Here is a 23,858-nt window from a genome sequence, read left to right as displayed (position 1 = left end):
TTCGCTACACGTTACTATCAGTTTAGTCTATTATACCATAAAAAACATCCGACTTGCGACCTATTTTTAATTTTTTTTGACTTTTTTCGTCATTTTCGTACTTTTTTCTTGACAAACAACTAAATGACTATCAACTCTTTTGGAGCTAGGGTCAATAATTCACAACCTGTCTCTGTAATCAGGATATCATCCTCGATACGAACGCCATATTTGCCTTCGATATAGATACCTGGTTCATCGGTCAAGGCCATACCTGACTTAATAGTTTCTGTAGAAGTTTGGCTAAAGTAAGGCTCTTCATGGATATCCAGTCCAATACCGTGTCCGATACCGTGGGTAAAGTAGTCACCATAGCCTGCCTCGATGATAATATCACGAGGAATTTTGTCAAAGTCACGGAAACCTAAGCCAGCCTTAGCCTGTTCAATCAAGGCTTGGTTAGCTTTTAGAACTGTATTGTAAATCTCTGCTTGCTCGTCGCTGACATGCCCCAGATAGATAGTCCGTGTCATATCACTGACATAGTGGTCGTAGAGGCAACCGAAGTCCATGGTAATAGCTTCTCCTAGCTCCACTGGTTTGTGCATAGGATGGGCATGGGGTTTGGAAGAGTTGATACCGCTAGCTAGGATAGTGTCAAAAGACAAGCCAGATGCTCCCAACTCACGCATACGGAAGTCAAGGAAGTTGGCTATTTCAATCTCTGTCTTTCCTGGTTTGATAAAGTCAAGCGCATCGCGGAAAGCTTGGTCTGAGATAGAACAAGCCTTACGAATAGCTGCAATCTCCGCTTCATCCTTAATCATTCGAAGACCTTCGACAAACTGAGTTTGTGGAAGCAAGTCAATTCCTTCAAAGGCGGCCTGCATACGGTGATAATAAGAGACTGAAATCTCATCTTCAAAACCGATTCGAGATAAGCCCATGTCCTTAACAATTCCTGTAATGACAGCCAATTCATCACGGTCAGCCACAATCTCAAAGCCACTGGTTTCTTGCTTAGCTGCAATGATATAGCGAGAGTCTGTCACCAAGACCTGACGGTCGCGGCTGATAAAGACTGTTCCGTTTGAGCCCCAAAAACCAGTCAAGTAGTAGACGTTTTTAAGATTATTGATGATGATACCATCTAGTTCTTTTTCTTGCATTTTAGCTAGAAATGCTTGTACGCGTTTATTCATGATGTAATTTTCCTTTCAAATAATGTCCTGTGTAGCTGGCTTCCTTGGCCGCTACTTCTTCTGGAGTTCCTGTTGCGATGATGGTTCCACCACCGACACCGCCCTCAGGTCCCAAGTCAATAATATGGTCTGCCGTCTTGATAACATCCAGATTGTGCTCAATGACAAGAACTGTATTGCCATCATCGACAAAGCGAGCTAAAACCTTGAGCAAGTGAGCGATATCCTCGGTATGGAGTCCTGTCGTCGGCTCATCCAGAATGTAGAAAGATTTTCCTGTCGATCGTTTGTGGAGTTCACTAGCCAGCTTCATACGCTGGGCTTCTCCCCCAGAAAGGGTGGTAGCTGGTTGCCCTAGCGTCACATAGCCCAGTCCCACATCCTTGATAGTCTGAAGTTTACGCTGAATTTTCGGAATGTGTTGGAAAAACTCCACCGCATCATTGACGGTCATATCCAAGACCTGCGAGATATTTTTTTCCTTGTAATGAACTTCTAGGGTTTCACTATTGTAGCGGGTTCCGTGGCATACTTCACAAGCCACATAAACATCTGGCAAGAAGTGCATCTCAATCTTGATGATCCCATCGCCTGAACAGGCTTCACAGCGACCACCCTTGACGTTGAAACTGAAACGGCCCTTCTTGTAGCCTCGAATCTTGGCTTCGTTTGTCTGGGCAAAAAGGTCACGTATATCGTCAAAAACTCCTGTATAGGTAGCAGGGTTAGACCTTGGCGTTCGTCCGATAGGGCTCTGGTCAATGTCAATCAATCGGTCTACATGCTCAATCCCTGTAATAGTCTTAAATTTACCAGGCTTGTCTGAATTACGGTTGAGCTTCTGGGCAATGGCTTTTTTGAGGATGCTGTTGATCAAGGTAGACTTGCCTGAGCCCGACACCCCTGTCACTGCGATGAATTTTCCTAGTGGGAAGCGAGCAGTAACATTTTGCAAGTTGTTCTCACGCGCTCCTGTCACCTCGATAAAACGACCATTTCCGACACGGCGCTCTTCTGGTACTGGAATGGCACGTTTACCTGACAAGTACTGGCCTGTGATAGACTTACTGTTACGAGCTACCTGCTTGGGCGTACCTGCAGCAACAATCTCTCCACCAAAAACACCGGCACCGGGACCAACGTCAATCAGATAATCAGCCTCACGCATGGTATCTTCGTCGTGTTCCACTACTATGAGAGTATTGCCCAAGTCACGCATCTTTTTGAGACTAGCAATCAGACGGTCATTATCCCTCTGGTGGAGACCGATTGACGGCTCATCTAGGATATAGAGGACGCCAGATAGATTGGAACCAATCTGGGTTGCCAAACGAATACGCTGGCTTTCCCCACCTGAAAGGGTTCCTGCTGAACGTGACAGAGTCAGATAATTAAGACCCACATTATTAAGGAAGGTCAAACGATCCTTGATTTCCTTGAGAATGGGACGAGCAATGATGGCTTCATTTTCAGACAAGGTCAGCTGGCTCACCAAGTCCAAGTGGTCTGCGATAGATAGGTCTGAAATGTCTCCGATATGCGGCCCTTGCTCGCCACCCACACGAACAGACAAGGCCTGGTCATTGAGACGATAGCCGTGACAGGTTCCGCAGGTCAGCTCATTCATGTAGAGACGCATCTGGGTGCGGGTATAATCGCTGTTTGTCTCGTGATAACGACGCTTGATATTATTGATAACTCCCTCAAAAGGAATGTCAATATCGCGCACACCACCAAATTCATTCTCATAGTGGAAATGGAATTCCTTGCCATCTGAGCCGTAGAGAATCAAGTTTTTATCTTCTTCTGACAAGTCCTCAAAAGGCTTATCCATATCCACTCCAAAGGTCGTCATAGCCTGCTCTAGCATGTTTGGATAGTAGTTGGATGAGATAGGATTCCAAGGTGCTAGCGCTCCCTCACGTAAGGTCTTGCTGGCGTCTGGCACTACCAAATCAGTATCCACCTCCAACTTGATGCCCAAACCGTCACACTCACTACAAGAGCCAAAAGGAGCATTGAAGGAGAAGAGACGTGGCTCTAACTCTGGAACAGTAAAGCCACAAACTGGGCAGGCATAATGCTCAGAGAAGAGCAACTCCGAATCGTCCATAGTGTCGATAATGACATAGCCTTCTGCGATACGAAGGGCAGCCTCAATGGAATCAAAGAGACGACTACGAATGCCCTCCTTGATGACAATACGGTCAACCACGACATCGATATTGTGTTGCTTGCTCTTGGACAAGTCTGGCACTTCGGTCACATCATAGACTTCCCCATCCACACGGACACGGACATACCCATCTTTCTGAACCTTCTCGATAACACTCTTATGTTGACCTTTTTTCTTGCGGATGACAGGGGCCAAAATCTGCAAGCGCTGGCGTTCAGGTAACTCCAAAACCTTATCAACGATTTGCTCCACCGAAGAAGCCTTGATAGCTCCATGCCCCTTGATACAGTAAGGCGTCCCCACACGTGCGTAGAGAAGACGCAGATAGTCATTGATTTCAGTCGTTGTTCCCACCGTCGAACGAGGGTTTTTGCTAGTCGTTTTCTGGTCGATAGAAATAGCTGGGCTGAGACCATCAATAGCATCTACATCTGGTTTTTCCATATTGCCCAAGAACTGACGAGCGTAGGCGGACAAACTCTCTACATAGCGACGTTGTCCCTCCGCATAGAGGGTATCAAAAGCCAGACTGGACTTCCCTGAACCTGACAAGCCAGTCACGACAACCAGCTTATCTCGCGGAATCTCCACATCAATATTTTTTAAATTATGGGCACGCGCCCCATGAATGACAATTTTATCTTGCATCTTTGTTCTTTCTAGTCCATTATTGCTTACCATTATACCAAAAAAAGTGAGATTCTATTACCCAAAAGGCCGATTTTGTAGTATAATAGTACGGTGTGAAAAAATCTGAAAAATGAGAAAGGATAAGGGATATGAAACAAGTTTTTCTCTCTACAACAACTGAATTTAAAGAGATCGATACGCTTGAACCGGGTACTTGGATCAATCTCGTCAATCCGACTCAAAATGAATCACTCGAAATCGCCAACACCTTCGATATTGATATTGCCGACCTTCGAGCACCGCTCGATGCGGAAGAAATGTCTCGTATTACCATTGAAGACGAGTATACCCTGATTATCGTAGACGTGCCGGTCACGGAGGAAAGAAATAACCGCACCTACTACGTAACCATACCGCTTGGTATTATCATCACCGAGGAAACCATTATCACTACTTGTTTGGAACCATTACCAGTCCTCGATGTCTTTATCAACCGTCGATTGCGTAATTTCTATACTTTTATGCGTTCGCGTTTTATCTTCCAGATTCTTTATCGCAATGCAGAGCTTTACCTAACAGCCCTTCGTTCGATTGACCGCAAGAGTGAACAAATCGAAAGTCAACTGCATCAATCAACTCGTAATGAAGAATTGATTGAACTCATGGAATTAGAAAAAACCATCGTCTATTTCAAGGCCTCCCTCAAAACAAATGAGCGTGTGATTAAGAAATTGACCAGCTCAACCAGTAATATCAAGAAATACCTTGAGGACGAAGACCTGCTTGAAGATACCCTGATTGAAACCCAACAGGCCATCGAGATGGCAGACATTTATGGAAACGTCTTGCATTCTATGACAGAGACCTTTGCCTCTATCATTTCTAACAACCAGAACAACATCATGAAAACCTTGGCCCTTGTGACCATCGTCATGTCCATCCCAACCATGGTCTTTTCTGCCTACGGTATGAACTTTAAGGATAATGAAATCCCCCTAAACGGAGAGCCAAATGCCTTCTGGTTAATCGTCTTTATCGCCTTTGCTATGAGTGTCTCGCTCACTCTCTATCTCATCCATAAAAAATGGTTCTAAGAGGAGTTCCTATGTCTCAAATTGATCTACAAAAATTAACTAAGAAAAACCAAGAGTTTGTCCACATTGCTACCCAACAATTCATCAAAGATGGGAAAACAGACGCTGAAATCCAGACTATTTTTGAGGAAGTCATTCCCCAAATCCTTGAGGAGCAATCTAAAGGTACAACTGCCCGTTCCCTATACGGCGCACCAACTCATTGGGCTCATAGCTTCACTGTCAAAGAGCAGTACGAAAAAGAGCATCCAAAAGAAAATGATGATCCAAAACTGATGATTATGGACTCAGCTCTTTTCATCACTAGCCTCTTTGCCCTTGTCAGCGCCCTCACAACCTTCTTTGCGGCAGATCAAGCTTTCGGCTATGGATTGATTACTCTTCTATTAGTTGGACTGGTTGGTGGATTTGCCTTCTACTTGATGTACTACTTTGTTTACCAATACTATGGACCAGATATGGATCGCAGTCAACGTCCACCTTTCTGGAAATCTGTACTAGTTATCCTAGCTTCTATGTTCCTTTGGTTGCTTGTCTTCTTTGCAACAAGCTTCCTACCAGCTAGCCTTAACCCAGTACTGGATCCATTGCCACTAGCTATTATTGGAGCAGCCCTCCTAGCCCTTCGCTTCTATCTCAAGAAACGCTTGAATATCCGTAGTGCAAGTGCAGGACCAACACGCTATCAAGAATAAGAAAACGATAAAAGCAACTGCAGGTGCGGTTGCTTTTTCACTTACTTTTTTGAGTTATACTCAATGAAAATCAAAGAGCAAACTAGGAAGCTAGCTGCAGGTTGCTCAAAGCACGGCTTTGAGGTTGCAAATAAAACTGACGTGGTTTGAAGAGATTTTCGAAGAGTATTAAAAGTATTCTTCTGACATCCACATAGCTCTATCTAATCTTTTGTGATAAAATAGGCTCAATCTATTTCTAGGAGGATCAGATATGATTTCTACTATTGGTATTGTTAGTTTATCTAGTGGCATTATCGGAGAGGACTTTGTCAAACACGAAGTAGACTTGGGTATCCAACGTCTCAAGGATCTGGGACTCAATCCTATCTTTTTGCCCCATTCGTTAAAAGGATTAGACTTTATCAAGGACCATCCTGAAGCGCGTGCAGAGGATTTGATTCATGCCTTTTCTGATGATAGCATCGATATGATCCTATGTGCCATCGGTGGAGACGATACATATCGCTTACTACCTTATCTTTTTGAAAATGACCAACTCCAAAAGGTTATCAAACAAAAAATTTTTCTTGGCTTCTCGGATACAACCATGAACCACCTCATGTTGCATAAATTAGGAATCAAGACTTTTTATGGTCAATCCTTTTTAGCAGACATTTGTGAATTAGACAAAGAAATGCTAGCCTATAGCCTTCACTACTTTAAAGAATTGATTGAGACGGGAAGAATTTCAGAAATCCGCCCTAGTGACGTTTGGTATGAGGAACGAACTGATTTTAGTCCCACGGCCCTGGGAACACCTCGTGTCAGTCATACAAATACAGGTTTTGACTTGTTGCAAGGAAGTGCCCAGTTCGAGGGGAAAATCCTCGGTGGTTGCCTCGAATCCCTCTACGATATCTTTGACAACTCTCGATACGCAGATAGCACGGAGCTCTGCCAAAAATACAAACTTTTCCCTGACTTGTCAGACTGGGAAGGGAAAATCCTCTTGCTCGAAACAAGCGAAGAAAAGCCTAAGACAGAAGACTTCAAAAAGATGTTGCTAACTTTAAAGGACACTGGCATATTCGCGGTCATCAATGGACTCTTGGTCGGAAAACCTATGGATGAAACTTTCCATGATGACTATAAAGAGGCACTATTGGATATCATTGACAGCAATATCCCGATTGTCTATAATCTGAATGTCGGCCACGCAACTCCAAGAGCAATTGTACCCTTTGGGGTCCATGCTCATGTAGATGCACAGGAACAAGTCATTCGCTTTGACTATAACAAATAAAGCTGGGAAAAGTTTCTCAGCTTTTTTCTCGGTATCATTACTGGCATTTTCATCACATATTACAGCACATTGAAACTAGAATAGTACACCTCTACTTCTAAAACATTGTTAGAAATCGATTTGACTGTCCCGATCGATTTGTCCTGTTCTTATTTCATTTCTCTATACTGATAGCTAAAATGATTAAGGAGAGGCTGTTGCTTAACATGTGAACAAGTAGGGGATAGTAGATATTCTCCTTTTCTTTCACAAAAATAATAGAAAGGGCAAGACCAGCACCTAGATAACCGACTGCACCAACCCACTCGGACAAATCCAAGCTGTGCATATGAGTTAAGGCAAAAGCAAATCCGACTATAAAGATACTCAGCCAAGTTGGCAGACTTTTTCTTAAATATCTCAATAGAGTTTGACGAAAAATTAATTCTTCTACCAGAGGTCCAATAACACAAGCAAAAACAGCTATCAGTAGTGGTTGTTCTTGAAAGGCACTTTGAATATTCGACTGGTTTAGACCTTGTCCATCTAGTCCCACAAACTGCTTCAACATCTCTGATACAAATTCAAAGACAACAGTCATCAGAATGAGAAAGAGCCATCCTGTTAAGACGCCCAAGAAGAATTTCCTTTTAGTCTTTCTAATCTCATTCCATTGTTTGATCAATCTATCCTTAAATAAAAAAGAACCATATAAAGCTAAAACTACATAAACAAGATAATTTGCAATGACATATGGCATTAAAGAAGCCAGCAATTTAACGCCATCAAACACAAAGAGGACTGTATAGAGAATCGCAAAAATCAGAATTTCCTTATTTTTGTTAGACATCATTTAAGACCTTTCCACTCACAATCATTCTCGTGATCATCAACTAGCCCTGCAGCCTGTAGAAAAGACAATACGGCGACTGGGCCTGTGAACTTGAAGCCTCGTTTTTTGAGATCTTTGGCTAATTTCTCAGATAAGGGTGTTTTAGCTGGGGCTTGGCGATAATCAGGAACATCGTTAACGACAGTTTTCCCCTCAACAAAAGACCAAAGATAGGCATCAAAAGAGCCGTACTCTGCCTGTAACTGTAGAAAAGCTTGGGCGTTAGCGCGTGTAGCAAAAATCTTGGCTCTATTTCGAATGATAGCTGGATTCTCCAGCATGGCTTCCAATTCAGTGTCAGTCATCTCTGCGACTGAGTGAATTTGATAGCTATGAAAGGCTTCTCGGAAAGCTTGGCGTTTGTTGAGTACCGTTTCCCAAGACAGGCCTGCCTGATAGGTTTCCATACACAACAACTCAAACAATGCTTGGTCATCATGGAGGGGCTGACCCCACTCCTCATCATGATAGGCGATGTAGAGCGGGTTGGTCATCTTGACCCACGAACAACGTTTTGTCATTCTCTGCTCCTATTTGACCAACATTTTAAGGGCCGACTTGATATAGTTCTCAGCTGTATCTGTCGTTCCTTCAAAGAATTTCTTGATTTTCTTGAGCTCTGTTGCCTTGTAGCCCAGAGCCAACATGGCTTCCATAGCTTCTTCCAATTCTTGGTTTTCAGCACTTGCTTGCACTGCGACCTTGGCAGGAAGGCCATCTCCTGCAACTACTACCTTGCCTTCCAAGTCCAGCACCATCTGCTGGGCTGTTTTCTTGCCAATTTTAGGGAACTTGGTCAAGTAGGTGATGTTCTTGGTTTCAATGGCTTGAACCAAGCCAGCATTGTCATCAGCAGCGATAATAGCAAGAGCTGATACAGGACCAATCCCAGAGACCGAAATCAGACTAAGAAAGAGCTTTTTCTCATCCTCTGAGCGAAATCCATAAAGCAAATGGGCGTCCTCACGCACAACCTGATGCACATAAATCTGAGCCTCCTGATTAACCTGACCTGAATAGGCATAAGGATTGGCCACATGCAGGATATAACCAATACCATTGGTTTCAAGAACAATGTATTTGGCAGTAATTTTGGTAATGATTCCTTTTAAATATGCGTACATAGTATTCCTTCTCTCTTATTTCGTTTATCTAGTATATCATATTTTCTTTATCCGAGGAGCGAGAATCGATTATCACAAATACAGTATATCAAAAACAATCGGTATTTATCTGTTGACATATTCAAAATTAAGTACTATAATCATCTGTAATTGAATAACTATCTTCAGGGCAGGGTGCAATTCCCTACCGGTGGTATAGCCCACGAGCCGAAAGGCATGATTTGGTGAAATTCCAAAGCCGACAGTATAGTCTGGATGAAAGAAGATAAAAGTATATTTGTGCTTTTTGCGTGCTCTGAAATGATTACTTGTCATTTCAGAGTATTTTTGTTAATCGCATAAGTTTTCTTTTGTATGCCTTGAGTAGTCCCCTATTCAAGGTATATTTTTTTTGGAGGTAGTGAGATGAGCGATTCAAAATATATGAAATTAGCAATAAAACTGGCACAAAAAGGGGCTGGTTACGTCAATCCCAATCCTATGGTCGGCGCAGTTATTGTAAAAGATAATCACATCATCGGACAAGGTTATCATGAGTTTTTTGGTGGCCCACATGCTGAGAGAAATGCTCTTAAAAACTGTAGAGAATCCCCTGTCGGAGCGACGCTTTATGTAACACTTGAACCCTGTTGTCACTTCGGGAAAACACCTCCCTGTATAGATGCTATAATCGATAGTGGTATTACAAGAGTAGTCATTGGAAGCCTAGACTGTAATCCTATTGTATCTGGAAAAGGAGTAAAGATACTTGAGGAAAATAATCTTCAAGTTACTGTTGGAATTTTAGAAAATGAGTGTCTTAACTTAATAAAAAGTTTTAGAAAGTATATTACCCAGCATGTACCCTATGTTTTTATGAAATATGCAATGTCAATGGATGGAAAAATAGCCACTAAAACAAATCAATCCAAATGGATTACTGAAGAAGAAGCAAGAAAGCATGTGCATCAGTTACGACACCATGTTAGTGCAATTATGGTGGGAGTCAATACTGTTATTCAAGACGATCCTTTGCTGACATGTAGATTGGAGGAAGGGAAAAATCCTATCCGTATCATATGCGATACACATTTACGAACTCCTCTTACCTCTAAAATCGTAAAAACAGCAAATGATATTAAAACTTACATTGCCACTTCCTCTGAAGACAAAAATAAAATGAAGCTATATCAAAATCATGGCTGTGAAATACTTTCCATAAAGAAAAAAGGCAATCATATAGACTTATCGAGTTTAATGCAACATCTAGGAAACATGCAGATTGATAGCCTAGTTCTAGAAGGGGGCAGTCTAATGAATTGGAGTGCTTTGGAACAACAAATTGTTGATGAGCTGAAAATATATATTGCACCAAAAATTTTTGGAGGCAGTGCCAAGTTTCCTGTCGGAGGTGAAGGCATTTCTTTGCCAAATGACGCTATTAGATTGAAACCTTATGCTTTTTCTCAAATAGGAAATGACTATCTCATAGAAAGTGAAGTGATTTATCCATGTTCACAGGAATAATTGAAGAAATCGGAAAAGTTGAAAGAATACAGAAAGACTCTCGTAATTGTAAACTATCAATTAAAGCCTCAAAAATATTAACGGATATCCATTTAGGCGATAGTATAGCAGTAAATGGTATCTGTCTTACAGTTACTCATTTCAATCATCAATCCTTTACAGTTGATGTAATGAATGAAACATGGAGTCGAACAGCTCTTACTCTATTAAAACATGGAAGTGAGGTGAATCTAGAAAGAGCCTTATCTGTCAACGGTCGACTTGGGGGTCACGTCGTTACAGGACACATTGATGGTACAGGAAAAATCTCGTCAATAAAAAAAGATGATAATGCTGTATGGTATCAAATCAACACACAAAAAGAAATTTTAGATTTAATAGTTGAAAAAGGATCTATTACAATTGACGGCATTAGTCTGACTGTCGCTAAAGTCTCCAAAGTAAACTTTTCAGTATCTGTTATCCCTCATACCTTGGAACAAACCATTCTTAAGAGTAAACAAGTCGGGAGTACAGTAAATCTTGAAAATGATATCTTAGGTAAATATGTGCAAAAACTGATGGATAACTCTCCAAAATCAGAAATATCTAAGGAACTATTATATCAAAATGGATTTTAGCAGAAAGGATAATCAGTCAATGGAATATCGAAAAATACAAGAAGCATTAGAAGCATTGCAGAAGGGACGACTTGTTCTTGTTATAGACGACAAGGATAGAGAAAATGAAGGAGACTTAATTTGTTCTGCACAAGCAGCTACAACAGAAAATGTTAATTTTATGGCTACTTATGCCAAAGGATTAATTTGTATGCCCATGAGCGAAAGTTTAGCTAATCAATTAATGCTTTCACCTATGGTTGAAAACAATACAGATAATCATAAGACTGCTTTTACAGTTTCAATTGATTATAAAGAAACGACCACAGGTATTTCTGCCGAGGAAAGAGGACTGACCGCACGTATGTGTGTAGCTGAAGATATAACACCCTCTGATTTTCGCAGGCCAGGACACATGTTTCCTTTAATTGCAAAAAAAGGTGGTGTTCTAGAAAGAAATGGACACACAGAAGCAACTGTTGATTTATTAAAATTAGCTGGACTAAAAGAGTGTGGCCTATGTTGTGAAATAATGAATCATGATGGCAAAATGATGAGAACAGATGATTTAATTCAGTTCTCGAAGAAACACAACATTCCACTAATTACCATCAAAGAATTACAAGAATATAGAAAAGTATATGATCAGCTGGTAGAACGAGTTTCAACTATCAATATGCCTACTAGATACGGTAATTTCAAAGCAATTAGCTATATAGATAAACTAAATGGGGAACATCATCTTGCTCTTATTATGGGAAACATAGAGGATGAAGCCAATGTATTATGTCGGGTCCACTCCGAATGTTTAACAGGGGATGTTTTAGGCTCTTTACGTTGCGATTGTGGACAGCAATTCGATAAAGCTATGAAAATGATTGTTGAGAATGGTTCGGGTGTCTTACTTTACTTGCGACAGGAGGGACGAGGAATTGGACTTATCAATAAATTAAAAGCCTATCATTTACAAGATCAAGGCATGGATACGCTTGATGCCAATCTTGCATTAGGCTTTGAAGGTGATTTAAGAGAATATCATATTGGAGCACAAATGCTTAAAGATCTGGGACTTCAGTCACTTCATTTACTGACAAATAATCCTGACAAGGTTGAACAGTTAGAAAAATATGGAATTACCATTTCCAGTAGAATATCAATCGAAATAGAAGCCAATCCTTACGATAGTTTTTATTTAGAAACAAAGAAAAATCGAATGGGTCACATTTTAAATATGGAGGAAAAATAAATGAACACTTATGAAGGTAATTTAGTAGCAAACAATATTAAAATAGGTATTGTTGTAGCGAGATTTAATGAATTTATAACTTCAAAATTATTATCTGGAGCACTAGATAATCTCAAAAGAGAGAATGTAAACGAGAAAGATATCGAGGTAGCCTGGGTTCCAGGAGCTTTTGAAATACCACTGATTGCATCAAAAATGGCAAAAAGTAAAAAATATGATGCAATTATCTGCTTGGGAGCTGTCATTAGAGGGAATACAAGTCATTATGATTATGTATGTAGCGAGGTATCTAAGGGAATCGCCCAAATCAGTTTAAATAGCGAAATTCCTGTTATGTTTGGTGTGCTAACGACAGATACAATTGAACAAGCCATAGAACGAGCTGGTACTAAAGCAGGAAATAAGGGTTCTGAGTGTGCACAAGGGGCTATTGAAATGGTCAACCTAATTCGTACATTAGACGCATAGAACAGACTCTACTTTTAGACGAATAAAGAAACTTGGCAAAATCGCAATTTAATACTCTGTGAAAATCATAGAGCAAACTAGGAAACCAGTCGCAGAGTGGTCAAACACAACTTCGATGTTACAGACAAAACTGGCAAAATTAGCTCAAAACACTGTTTTGAGATTACTGATAAAACTGACGTGGTTTAAAAAGAGTTTCGAAAAGAATTAGGAAAAAATGAAGTAAATATTTCTATGATAAAACGCATAAAATCAAGGTTTTTGAACACCTGATTTTATGCGTTTTTCTGATTTTGAAAATTTTTCCCAGACTTTTTTATACTTTTAATATTTCCCCAACTCACGGAGACTGGTGTGATTTTCCTGAATGCGTCGGAACATCTTTTCCATATCCGACTTGGTAAAATGCACCAAGACAGGACGTCCGTGAGGACAGTTATAGGGATTGTCACATTGAGAAAGCTGATAGAGGAGTTGTCTAGCTGAATGATCATCAATACGATGATTGGCCTTGATAGATCGCTTGCAAGACATCATGATAGCCAGCTCTGCTCGGTATTTCTTGATAGAAACTTCCTTGGTCAAAAGGAGCATGTCGCACATCTCATAGATGCCTGATTCAATCTCTTCTTCTGCCATCCAAATAGGATGTTCACGTAGAATAAATTGATTTTCTCCGTACTCTGCTAGAAAGACGCCCACTTCCTCTAAAAGTGCCATTCTTTCCTTGAGACGCAGGGCATCATCCGCAGGAAATTCAAAGATGTAAGGTACTAGGAGTTGCTGCTGGCTCTGGTCAACATTCCCAATACTTTCACGGTACTCCTCGTACTTGACCCGTTCCTGAGCCGCATGCTGGTCTATGATGTAGAGTCCATCTCGCCCTTGGGCAAAGAGATAGGTTCCATGCATTTGCCCGAAAAATTCCAACTCTGGGAAGCTGGATGCTTCTTCTCGCTCCAGTTTGTCATAAGCCTTATCGATGCTAGCAAGATCTAACTCTGGATGGTCTAGCTGGTCGTAGTTAGCAGGCTTTCTCTCTGCAAAATGCAGTTTTGCTGGCTTGGTCAATTGCTCCAAGGTTTCTTTGGCAAATAAAGTCAAATCCTGTCCTTCATCAGTCAATTCTACCTGATAATCGGCTACTTCAGCTTGACTAGGTCTTGTCGGCTCAGTTTTCTCATAGTAGAGCGTATTTTCTTTGAGTGGGAGAATAGTTTGCTCCACCTTCTCACGATTGCGCACGGTCGATTTGGCAAGATTTTCCAAGGCATCTGGAATCAAGGTTTGTTCCTTGAGACTATTTGCAATAGCTTCTGAGACCAGCGTCATCAGTTCTTTTTCCTTAGAAATCCGCACCTCTTGCTTGGTTGGATGCACATTGACATCCGCTAGATAAGGGTCGATATGAATGTGAATGACAGCCAGTGGAAAACGGCCTACCATGAGCTTACTACCATAGCCGTCAAGAATAGCACGATTGAGTAAAAAGTTCTTGATATAACGGCCATTGATGAAGAGACTGATATAGTTGCGGTTGGCTCTAGTTAACTCAGGCAAGGACACAAAACCTGAAATTTCGAAATCAAGGTCAGAATTCTCAATTTCAATCATCTTCTTGGCACTCGCCAAACCGTAAATCCCTGCAATAGCTTGACGCAGTTGACCAGTCCCTGCTGTCCGCGTCATTTCCTTGCCATCACTAATCAAGCTAAAAGAAATCTCAGGATGGGCCAAGCCCAGACGGTTGACGATATCAATGATATGAGACAACTCTGCTTGCTGGCTCTTCATATACTTGAGACGGGCAGGCGTGTTGAAAAAGAGATCCTCCACACAAACCTTGGTTCCCACAGGACTAGTCGCTGGGATGACTTCCTCAACTTCACCCCCACGCGCGACGAGCTTGGTTCCGTGACTTGCGCCCTCAACTGCTGTCAAAAGAGTTAAAACGCTGACGGACGCAATAGAAGGCAAGGCTTCACCACGAAAACCAAGCGTCCGAATCCGAAAGAGGTCTGCTTGATTTTTTATCTTACTAGTCGCATGACGACGCAGAGCCAGCTCCACCTCATCGTGGGCAATTCCATGACCATTATCTGTGATTTGGATTTTCTTGAGACCAGCTTCCTCAATCTCAATGATAATCTGACTAGAGCCCGCGTCAATGGCATTTTCTACCAACTCTTTGACCACACTGGCAGGACGTTCAATGACCTCTCCAGCCGCGATTTGGTTTGCCAGCACCTCTGGCAATTCAATAATATGAGACATCTTTCAGCCCCTTTCTGTATCTGTTTTCCTAGAAATTGATAGTGCTATTATACCATATTTCAGATAGGACAGAAAAGCTAACACCACATAGAAGCCAAATCCCTCCACATAGACAAAGTCCCTTGCCAGGGGGCATAAAATAGTGGTATACTCAATAAAAATCAAAGAGCAAACTAGAAAGCTAGGCGCAGACAGTACTTTAGTACGGCAAGACGACGCTGACGTGGTTTGAATTTGATTTTTGAAGAGTATTAATAAAGATGTACAAGAAGTGAGATTAATTTTGTATGAAAAACAAGGAGAGAAATTTATGAAAGTAGAACTACAGATTAGTGAAACTTACGAGGAGGAAAAATTGATTGTCCAAGCACCTCAAGAGACCGAAAAAGTCCAGAAAGTCATCGAGTTCGCAGAAAATCTGGATATAACAGAAAAAATCAAAGGGAAAATCGATAGTCAGGTCTATCTCGTTAAGATTGGCAAGATTCAACGCTTCTATATCGAAAATCGGAAGGTTCTAGCAGAAACAGCAAGTCAGACCTACAACATTGATTTACGGCTCTATCAGGTCCTTGAAATTCTGCCAAGCAATTTTATCCAAATTTCCCAATCAGAAATCGTCAATATCGACTCCATCTCTCATCTCAAGCTCACACCCAACGGTCTGGTAGAAATCTTTCTAAAAAACGAAAGCTTCACCTACTCTTCACGCCGTTATCTAAAAACCATCAAGGAGAAATTAGAACTATGAAAAAACAAGTATTTCACGATGCAGCTGCCGGTGTTCTTATCGGCCTCATCCTCTCCATCCTCTTTTCACTCATTTATGCACCAAATACCTACGCACCACTAAATCCCTACTCTCTCATCGGTCAAGTGATGGATCAGCATCAGGTTCACGGTGCCTTGGTCTTGCTCTACTGCACACTTATCTGGGCAGCCATTGGTATGCTCTTCAACTTTGGCAACCGCTTATTCAGCCGTGACTGGAGCATGCTTCGTGCCACTCTGACTCATTTCTTCCTTATGCTGGCTGGCTTTGTCCCACTAGCAACTCTTGCTAGTTGGTTCCCTTTCCACTGGATTTTCTACCTCCAGCTCATTATCGAGTTTGCGATTGTCTATCTCATCATCTGGGCTATTCTCTATAAAAGAGAGGCTAAAAAAGTAGATCACATCAATCAACTCTTGGAGCATAGAAAATAGGCACCTCATAATAAGCAAATCCGAGAAAGAAACTTCTCGGTTTTTCTTTATCCTGCTGCACCTTACTATAGTGAAATGAAATAAGAACAGGATAAATCGATCAGGACAGTCAAATCGATTTCTAACAATGTTTTAGAAGCAGAGGTGTACTATTCTAGTTTCAATCCGCTATATCATAACAGTTATTTCAGATCTTCTTTGTAAATTTTCTATCTTTTTTCAAAATACTCTTGCATTTTTCCAAAATTTTTTGTAGAATATAGATTACATATACAGATTATTCTGAAAATTCAAAAAGGAGTATTTGTCATGTCGCAAGCTATTTCCTTAAATCAATCAACCTGGGCAAGCAAGCTAAAAGCAATGGGACCTGGAATCCTAATGGCAACTGCCGCTGTTGGAGGTTCCCACATTGTATCCTCAACTCAAGCTGGCGGTTCTTACGGTTGGTCTCTACTTCTCTTGGTCATCTTAGCCAATGTCTTTAAATATCCATTTTTCCGTTTTGGTGCTGAATACACAGCTGATACTGGAAAGACTTTGGTTGAAGGTTATGCCGAAAAAGGAAAACTCTATCTCTGGATTTTCTTTATCCTCAATGTCTTTTCGGCTATGGTCAACACGGCTGGTGTTGCCATTCTGTGCTCAGCTATCATCGCCAGTGCCTTCCCAATGATTGGACTTAGCATTACTCAGTGGTCCCTCATTCTCGTTGCAATCATTTGGGCTATGCTACTCTTTGGAGGCTACAAACTTTTAGACGGCATGGTCAAATGGATTATGTCTGCCTTAACCATTGCAACTGTTCTTGCAGTTATCATCGCAGCGGTCAAGCATCCAGAATACAGTTCTGATTTTGTCGAGAAGACACCTTGGCAAATGGCAGCTCTGCCCTTCATCGTCTCCCTCCTAGGATGGATGCCTGCTCCTATTGAAATTTCAGCTATCAATTCACTTTGGTCAGCTGAAAAGAGAAAGACCGTCAACTTTAACAAAGAAGACGCTCTGTTTGACTTTAACACTGGTTATATTGGAACAGCTATCCTAGCCGTCTTCTTTGTGGCACTGGGAGCACTGATTCAGTATCCTACAGGGCAGGCGGTTGAAGCTGCTTCAGCCAAATACATCTCTCAATTCGTGGGCATGTATGCCTCTGTTCTTGGCGAATGGTCCCGTTACTTGATTACCTTTATTGCTTTCCTGTGTATCTTTGGAACAGTTATAACTGTTATCGATGGCTATTCTCGCGTTAATCAGGAATCTCTCCGACTGCTAATCAGTCAAAAAGAGGACAATCGTAAATCTTTGAACATCTGGATGACCATCACTGCTATCATCGGTATCGTCATTATCAAGTTCTTCGCTGGTCAGGTTTCAACCATGCTCCGCTTTGCCATGATTGGCTCTTTCCTGACAACACCTTTCTTTGCTCTTTTGAATTACGCCTTGGTAACGCGTGAAAACAAAAATCTTCCTTCTTGCCTCAAACACCTTGCCATTGCGGGATTGATTTTCCTCTTTGGCTTCGCCATCTTCTTTATCTACGCACTCGCAATCGGAAAAGCAGGGTAAGGGACAAGCGCGAGATGAAGATAAGGTTTCATTTCAAGAGAAAATGCAGCAAATATTTCTATGATAAAAAGCATAAGAACAAGGTTTTGAAGACCTGAACTTATGCTTTTTTACGTTCTTAAAGACTGTTTATACTCAAAAAACAGTTGAACAACTTCAACCACCTCTTATAAGAACTTTATACTATTCGAGAATCTCTTCAAACCACGTCAGCTCTATCTGCAACCTCAAAGCTGTGCTTTGAGCAACCTGCGACTAGCTTCCTAGTTTGCTCTTTGATTTTCATTGAGTATTAATTCTCCTTTTCCAACTCATACAAATCTGCGATAATCGCTGCGACACGTTTGATATCTTCCAGCATGCCTCGCATTTCAAAGTCAGCCAATACAGGGAAGCCAAAGCGTTGACTGTATTGCTTAGCTGTCAGGCAGTATTGGTTATTAAAGTTACGATTTCCTGAACCAACTACGCCAAAACACTTACTAGCATTGTCACCATAGGCGATAAAATCCCCAACGGGTGTCGTCAAGATCTCGACATCTCCGTTGTCTACGCCATTCCCACCTTCTAGGTAAGTCGGCAAAAAAGCGACATAGGGATGGTCCATTTCATAGAAATCTTGGCCTTCCTTGACCAAATCCTTGATATGAATCTTTTGAACCTCAATTCCCTCGTACTGGGACAAGAGATAGTCTTTCAAGCGTGTCACAAAACTTTCAGTGTTGCCACTCAAACTAATATAAACTAAAGAAATTGTCTTCATATGTACCTCCATGATTTTATCTATAATCGAAAAATAACTACCAAGATTGTATCTTGATAGTTCTTTTTTGTCAATACTTAAGCAAGATCTTCTGCTTCCTCTTCTTCTGCCAAGGCTTTCTGCTGACGCCACATCTTATAGAAGACAAGGGCTAGGAAGAGAACATTGATGACGATATAGAAAATACTGACAGCTTTGGAACCAATACTCATTGTCAAACGCATGCTTTCATCTTGAACCAACTGCACAGCGTCCTGTAAACCAACATAGCCATAAATCGAACCGATAATAGCTAACAAAACATAGCCAACGTAAGTATAGTTTGCATATTGCAAATTCTTACGAATAAGGAAGACAATCGCTACGACCACTAAAATAACAGATAGCACAATCAAGGCCATATTAAAAATAGAATGATACGCTTCTGCTACTCCATAGTTATAATTAAGCTGGTCTTCTAATTGCTGAGCACTGACCCCTGCAACTTGTTTCTGAGCAGCACGAAGGGCTTCTTTACTAGGCAAGGGACTCACAATCCCAAACAGAGACGGAACTGAAATAAGGGCAGACAAGATTAACAAGACCCATAGATAAATCGGTTTCTTTTTCATGATAGAACCTCCTAATAATATTATTCATATTATAGCACATTTTGTAAAGGAATACAAATCTTATAGTATCGTTTCTACCTGTTTTCGGTAGGCTTTGGGAGACTTTCCGCACAATTTTCGGAAAACTTTATAGAAATATCCAAGGTTACTGTAACCAACAGCATAACAAATATCTTCGATACTGTCACTGGTTGAAAGCAAGAGCTGCTGGGCAGCCTTAATACGTTGTTTGTTTAGTAACTCTGCAAAGGTCGAATCGGTTTCTCGCTTAATCAACTGCCCTAGATAGACAGGATTGATAAAGAGTGCCTTACTGATATCCTTGAGGGAAAGCTCTTTTTGGTAATCACGACCAATGACTTCCAGCACACTGACCACATTTTCATTCATGCGGTATTGACCGAAAAAGCTGGTCAGAGTTTCCTTGATATAAGAAACCAATTCATCGAAGGATTGAATAGCATGAATGGTTTTGACAATGTCCGTCATATCATCAGCTTTGAGATGTTCAAACAAGTGAAAGACATCCATGACAAACTGGATAAAAAGCTGTTTGGTAATCGGAACACGGGGTGTATTTTCAAGAACTACCTTCTCCAAAAGATTCAACTCTTCCACGATTTGATTGAGATTCCCCTGAATGATAACCCTATAAATCGGTTCGTAGTAGGCAAAGAGACTCTGAGACTGTTTTAGATTTACAGAACCGTAAAAGAGGGCTTTCTCAGCATTCAGCTTCCAGCGTTCAAAGTGTTCTTGATAGGGAGCTTCAAAAGGTGTAACAACTAAACCATCTAGGGGTTGGTCAGAAATGAAAATCTGCCAGTCTTGACCCAAGACATAGTAGGGAATGGTGAAGGAACCTTGCTTTTCCTTGGATAGACCTATCCACCAATTCTCCTTACCTCCTAGATAACTAACAAATCCAGCCTCGTCTAAATCTTGACTGAGAGTCTGACTTTTCTTTCTTCTCTCGCCAAGCTGACCTGCAATCTTCTCCAGCAGATTTCCCAGCTCTACCTTATCAACAGGTTTGACCAGATAGTCCACCACACTAAGGTTCATTGCTCTTTTGACATAATCAAACTCCTGATAACCTGAGAGCAGGATATAGGCAGCATCTGGTAAGATTTCTTTCATCTCCCGAATCATATCAAGCCCTGTTTTGTCGGGCATATTGACATCTGAAATGATGACATCGACGGGATTGTTCTGAACATATTCTATCGCTTCATCGGCATGACTGGCTGTTGCGACGACCTCCATATCCCACTTATCAAAGGGAATCAAACGTTTCAGACCTTCTGTCACCATGTACTCATCATCTACTAATAATACTTTATACATTTTCTCCCTTTCTACTCATCTTGAATTGTAATACGATACTGAACACCGGCTTGCTCTGCAGACTCTATAGTAATGGCATAGCGGTCTCCAAAATAGAGCACAAAACGCTCGTGTACATTGACAATCCCGATAGACTGCCTTTGATCACTGTAGCTGGCTTGGTGTTCAAAATATCTCTGACTTAATTTTTCTCGGATATTTGCCAACTTTTCAGCCGACATTCCTCTACCATTATCGACCACCAAAATTTCCACAAAGCCATCCTGTTTAAGAGCCTTGATGCTAATCACATTATCTGTCCGCCTGTGGTCAACACCATGCGCGAAATAGTTTTCTACCAGCGGTTGCAAGGTAAACTTGGGAATCTTCATATTCTCTAACTCTGGATCTATCTTGAAACCATAGGCAATGGACTTGGGATAGCGAACCATGCAGAGATAGCTGTATTTACGGCAAAATTCTAATTCCTGTTTGAGGAGTGTTTCTCTTTCGTCAGAAATATTGTTACGCAAGAGACTACTGAACTCATAAATGATATCTGCCAACTCATCTTGACTCTGCATAACTGCATACATGCGCAAGAACTCCAGCGTATTATACATAAAATGAGGGTTGATTTGCGCCTGCAGGGCTCGCATATTGGCATCTTTTTGACTAAGCTCTAACTGGTAAATATCATGGATATTCTTTTCCAATCGATCCAACATATCATTGGTCGTCTCCGCGATTAGGAGTAATTCCTGATCTTTTTCGGAAATGTCAATCCGACGCCCCTCTTCGCCTTGAGCAATGACTTGAATGGATTCTACTAAATCCACTACCTGCTTTTGGTAATTAGCAAAAGTCTGCCTCAAAGTCAGATAAAGAATGACAATAAAGAGAAGGCTCAAGCTCACAATCAAAGCAGAGCTAGTCACTGTTCCTTGTAAAACAAAGTTTTTTGGAACTGCCACCTGAACCTGATATCCATGAGAGGTTAAGCCAACTAGCCAATTTTCACTCTCCTTATCAACTGTTTCACCAATATGAAAAATCTCCGTATCAAAAGGTGAGGTCACTGTTACTGCCATCGGAGTATGACCTCTAGTATTATCAATGGCATGGTATAAAACAGCAGGATCCAAGGAGATGTAAATCACTCCTAAGTCTTGATCTGACACTGGATCTGACACCGGAATGGCAAAACTATTTCCTGCTGGTTTGAAATCCTCAGCCCTGATTTTTTCTCCACTACGTTTGTCTTTAGTAGAAACATAGACTTCCTTGTAATCTTGAAAAGCAATGGCCACTCCAGTTACAAAATCATTTCGAACATAGAGGTCATCAACATTTTCATGCAGAGAGACTGATACATAAGGCGAAGCTTTCCGCTCTAATTGCCAGTAAAAATAGTCTGGCATGCTAAGGCTAAAGTATTTATAGATTCCCTCAATACGAGCTTGATTTTCAACTAAAGCCTGAGCTATCTGGGTTGATTCTCTATGGTAATATTCAATTTCACTCACTGTTCTAGCAGTTACACGCTGGGCCACTCTCTGAGCTTCCTTTTCCCGTGAATCCCAGTCAGCGTAAGAGAGTAAGATTGCAAAACTCGCAATAATAATGATCATCACTGAACTGTAGGTTCTTAGAAGTGTATGTAGCCAAAACTGCTTCATCCTACTTTGTCGCCAATTTTTCATGGATACTTTCATAGACCGGTTCCAACATATCACTGATAAAGAAATGCCATATCCCAATTCCTACAAAGAAAAGTAGGGCAGGCATATAGTAACCAATTGCCACAAGTAGCACGGTCCCAAGGAGAACCTTGGCCACAGTTGCTAGACTCATAAAGATGCCAATCAAGGATAGTTTGAGACTATTTCGATAAGACAAGTCAAAATAAACTTGTAATTTCAAAGATACTGTATAGGCTAAAAAGAGCAGGGCAACTACTAGGACATTCAAAAAGGTCGCAATCAAATGAACGATAGTCTGATGAGGCAATTGCACCAAGAGATACAAGCCATAGACCAAAACTAAATCCACTCCTAAAAAGCTATAGAAAATCAGGTTGCTTGATACAAAATTTTGCTTATAAAGAGACCAAGCCTCCTTCAAACTGTATTCCCGAAAGCTATAACCATGTTCTGCATACAAGCTCATCAAGGTGGCACTAGCCGGCGCTAGACCAAGGATAATCCCTCCTGCTAAAGTTAATAGCCAAAAGAAGGCTGTCGCAATCATCCCTAAAAAGAAACGATTAAAGACAAAGTCTAAAAATCTCCCCATGATACCCTCCTAAAAATAACTATGAAACTATTATATCATATTTCAAGCGTTTTCAAAAACTTCTAGTATCCATTTACAATCCCACCAAACCATGGTAAAATGAGAATTGTGAAAAAATTATCAGGAGACAATTCATGAAAAAATCTATCTTAACTACACTGCTTTTTGCAGTTCTTTACTTCCTCAGCATGGGGATTGGTGTCCTTTTGGGCAATCTCCTTGACCAAACTGGAAATATGTTTTATGCGCCTGCCTTTACTGCCCTTGTAGGCGGTAGCGTCTATATGATTCTGGTCGCAAAAGTTCCACGCTTTGGAGCCATTACCACTATCGGCCTTGTCATTGCTCTCTTTTTCTTGGGAACTAAACACGGTGCCGGTGCCTTCCTTCCTGGAATTATCTGTGGGCTGCTAGCAGATGGAGTAGCTAACCTCGGAAAATACAAGGACCAAACAAAGAACTTCCTTTCTTTCCTTATTTTTGCCTTTAGTACAACAGGACCAATCTTGCTTATGTGGATTGCCCCCAAAGCCTATATGGCAACCCTTCTAGCAAGAGGAAAATCCCAAGAATATATCGACCGTATCATGGTCGCTCCAAACCCTGGAACTGTCCTTCTATTTATCGCAAGTATTGTCATCGGAGCCCTAGTGGGTGCCTTAATTGGACAAGCCTTGAGTAAAAAATTTGCCCAGAAAATCTGATTAGTTAAAAAGAGCCAGGCGGCTCTTTTTTATTTGGCTCTATAATATTTGTAGTGGGTAAATCCCCTATAGATCTTATGGAGCCTATTTTATTTATGGCTCAAGACTTAGTCAAGAAGTCTCCCAAGAATTGATACTCTTCGAAAATCTCTTCAAACCACGTCAACGTCGCCTTGCCGTAGGTATATGTAACTGACTTCGTCAGTCTTATCTCCAACCTCAAAACAGTGTT

General features: G+C 41.1%; 22 protein-coding genes and 1 riboswitch. Of the genes, 11 read left to right on the top strand and 11 right to left on the bottom strand.

Annotated elements, in window-relative coordinates; genetic code table 11:
* Positions 1-119: 119 nt before the first annotated feature.
* On the bottom strand, positions 120-1,181 hold the full coding sequence (locus HT709_RS03320; RefSeq protein ID WP_001042864.1) for a Xaa-Pro peptidase family protein: 1,062 nt from the start codon (positions 1,179-1,181) through the stop codon (positions 120-122).
* Positions 1,174-4,005, bottom strand: coding sequence for an excinuclease ABC subunit UvrA (uvrA, locus tag HT709_RS03315; RefSeq protein ID WP_001152847.1), 2,832 nt, complete (start codon positions 4,003-4,005; stop codon positions 1,174-1,176). Before uvrA ends, HT709_RS03320 begins: the two co-directional genes overlap by 8 nt.
* A gap of 131 nt (positions 4,006-4,136) precedes the next feature.
* Between uvrA and HT709_RS03310 the strand changes: the two genes are divergently transcribed.
* The 3 genes from HT709_RS03310 (at position 4,137) to HT709_RS03300 (ending at position 7,061) form a co-directional block, all read left to right on the top strand.
* Positions 4,137-5,081, top strand: a complete 945-nt coding sequence (locus tag HT709_RS03310; protein WP_000815629.1) for a magnesium transporter CorA family protein — start codon at positions 4,137-4,139, stop codon at positions 5,079-5,081.
* A gap of 11 nt (positions 5,082-5,092) precedes the next feature.
* Positions 5,093-5,776, top strand: coding sequence for a DUF1129 domain-containing protein (locus HT709_RS03305; RefSeq protein ID WP_000078022.1), 684 nt, complete (start codon positions 5,093-5,095; stop codon positions 5,774-5,776).
* Between the two features lie 253 nt (positions 5,777-6,029).
* Entirely contained in the window at positions 6,030-7,061 is a 1,032-nt protein-coding gene (locus HT709_RS03300) for a S66 peptidase family protein (protein WP_138707690.1), read from the top strand.
* 154 nt (positions 7,062-7,215) lie between these two features.
* Here the strand turns inward: HT709_RS03300 and HT709_RS03295 are convergent, their stop codons facing one another.
* From HT709_RS03295 to ruvA, 3 genes are read right to left on the bottom strand one after another with little or no spacing between them, the layout of a single operon-like run.
* Positions 7,216-7,893: a type II CAAX endopeptidase family protein gene (locus HT709_RS03295; RefSeq protein WP_023935572.1), complete on the bottom strand. Its 678-nt coding sequence runs from the start codon at positions 7,891-7,893 to the stop codon at positions 7,216-7,218.
* Positions 7,890-8,453: a DNA-3-methyladenine glycosylase I gene (locus HT709_RS03290; protein WP_000166586.1), complete on the bottom strand. Its 564-nt coding sequence runs from the start codon at positions 8,451-8,453 to the stop codon at positions 7,890-7,892. Before HT709_RS03290 ends, HT709_RS03295 begins: the two co-directional genes overlap by 4 nt.
* Positions 8,454-8,462: 9 nt before the next feature.
* Positions 8,463-9,056: a Holliday junction branch migration protein RuvA gene (gene ruvA / locus HT709_RS03285; RefSeq protein ID WP_000271489.1), complete on the bottom strand. Its 594-nt coding sequence runs from the start codon at positions 9,054-9,056 to the stop codon at positions 8,463-8,465.
* Between the two features lie 156 nt (positions 9,057-9,212).
* A riboswitch (FMN riboswitch) is annotated at positions 9,213-9,327 on the top strand.
* 134 nt (positions 9,328-9,461) lie between these two features.
* Between ruvA and ribD the strand changes: the two genes are divergently transcribed.
* Genes ribD through ribE (HT709_RS03265) form a run of 4 tightly spaced genes read left to right on the top strand, consistent with a single transcriptional unit; the run spans position 9,462 to position 12,875 of the window.
* Positions 9,462-10,562: a bifunctional diaminohydroxyphosphoribosylaminopyrimidine deaminase/5-amino-6-(5-phosphoribosylamino)uracil reductase RibD gene (ribD, locus tag HT709_RS03280; RefSeq protein ID WP_001284096.1), complete on the top strand. Its 1,101-nt coding sequence runs from the start codon at positions 9,462-9,464 to the stop codon at positions 10,560-10,562.
* Complete coding sequence (gene ribE / locus HT709_RS03275) at positions 10,547-11,182, top strand: riboflavin synthase (RefSeq protein WP_000493842.1); 636 nt, start codon at positions 10,547-10,549, stop codon at positions 11,180-11,182. The genes ribD and ribE (HT709_RS03275) overlap by 16 nt, the downstream gene beginning before the upstream one ends.
* Positions 11,183-11,201: 19 nt before the next feature.
* Entirely contained in the window at positions 11,202-12,407 is a 1,206-nt protein-coding gene (locus tag HT709_RS03270; protein WP_138704593.1) for a bifunctional 3,4-dihydroxy-2-butanone-4-phosphate synthase/GTP cyclohydrolase II, read from the top strand.
* On the top strand, positions 12,408-12,875 hold the full coding sequence (ribE, locus tag HT709_RS03265) for a 6,7-dimethyl-8-ribityllumazine synthase (protein WP_001099502.1): 468 nt from the start codon (positions 12,408-12,410) through the stop codon (positions 12,873-12,875).
* A 324-nt stretch (positions 12,876-13,199) separates the two neighbouring features.
* Here the strand turns inward: ribE (HT709_RS03265) and mutL are convergent, their stop codons facing one another.
* Positions 13,200-15,149 carry a DNA mismatch repair endonuclease MutL gene (gene mutL / locus HT709_RS03260; protein ID WP_172924724.1) on the bottom strand — a complete coding sequence of 650 codons (1,950 nt, stop codon included), beginning with the start codon at positions 15,147-15,149 and terminating at the stop codon, positions 13,200-13,202.
* 310 nt (positions 15,150-15,459) lie between these two features.
* Here mutL and HT709_RS03255 point away from each other — a divergent pair, with 310 nt between their 5' ends.
* The 3 genes from HT709_RS03255 (at position 15,460) to HT709_RS03245 (ending at position 17,927) form a co-directional block, all read left to right on the top strand.
* Positions 15,460-15,900, top strand: coding sequence for a LytTR family DNA-binding domain-containing protein (locus HT709_RS03255; protein WP_172924723.1), 441 nt, complete (start codon positions 15,460-15,462; stop codon positions 15,898-15,900).
* A complete protein-coding gene (locus HT709_RS03250; protein ID WP_023939708.1) occupies positions 15,897-16,355 on the top strand; it encodes a DUF3021 domain-containing protein in 459 nt (152 codons plus the stop codon). Before HT709_RS03255 ends, HT709_RS03250 begins: the two co-directional genes overlap by 4 nt.
* 309 nt (positions 16,356-16,664) lie before the next feature.
* A complete protein-coding gene (locus tag HT709_RS03245; protein ID WP_050260592.1) occupies positions 16,665-17,927 on the top strand; it encodes an NRAMP family divalent metal transporter in 1,263 nt (420 codons plus the stop codon).
* Between the two features lie 292 nt (positions 17,928-18,219).
* Here the strand turns inward: HT709_RS03245 and nrdI are convergent, their stop codons facing one another.
* From nrdI to HT709_RS03220, 5 genes are all read right to left on the bottom strand, one after another.
* Positions 18,220-18,690, bottom strand: a complete 471-nt coding sequence (nrdI, locus tag HT709_RS03240) for a class Ib ribonucleoside-diphosphate reductase assembly flavoprotein NrdI (RefSeq protein ID WP_050209058.1) — start codon at positions 18,688-18,690, stop codon at positions 18,220-18,222.
* Between the two features lie 77 nt (positions 18,691-18,767).
* Complete coding sequence (locus tag HT709_RS03235; RefSeq protein WP_172925516.1) at positions 18,768-19,301, bottom strand: ABC transporter permease; 534 nt, start codon at positions 19,299-19,301, stop codon at positions 18,768-18,770.
* Positions 19,302-19,361: 60 nt separating this feature from the next.
* Positions 19,362-20,648, bottom strand: a complete 1,287-nt coding sequence (locus HT709_RS03230; protein WP_172925515.1) for a response regulator transcription factor — start codon at positions 20,646-20,648, stop codon at positions 19,362-19,364.
* Positions 20,649-20,659: 11 nt separating this feature from the next.
* Complete coding sequence (locus HT709_RS03225) at positions 20,660-22,330, bottom strand: sensor histidine kinase (protein ID WP_345890583.1); 1,671 nt, start codon at positions 22,328-22,330, stop codon at positions 20,660-20,662.
* Positions 22,308-22,922 (bottom strand): YesL family protein, encoded by a 615-nt coding sequence (locus tag HT709_RS03220; protein WP_119946711.1) that lies wholly within the window; start codon positions 22,920-22,922, stop codon positions 22,308-22,310. Before HT709_RS03220 ends, HT709_RS03225 begins: the two co-directional genes overlap by 23 nt.
* Positions 22,923-23,056: 134 nt before the next feature.
* Here HT709_RS03220 and HT709_RS03215 point away from each other — a divergent pair, with 134 nt between their 5' ends.
* Complete coding sequence (locus HT709_RS03215; protein WP_166727337.1) at positions 23,057-23,626, top strand: MptD family putative ECF transporter S component; 570 nt, start codon at positions 23,057-23,059, stop codon at positions 23,624-23,626.
* The last annotated feature ends 232 nt before the right edge of the window (positions 23,627-23,858 follow it).

Origin of the sequence: Streptococcus sp. 1343 (assembly GCF_013277355.1) — a bacterium.
In the GTDB taxonomy this organism is placed as follows: domain Bacteria; phylum Bacillota; class Bacilli; order Lactobacillales; family Streptococcaceae; genus Streptococcus; species Streptococcus pseudopneumoniae.
This window is presented reverse-complemented; position numbering and strand designations above follow the sequence as displayed.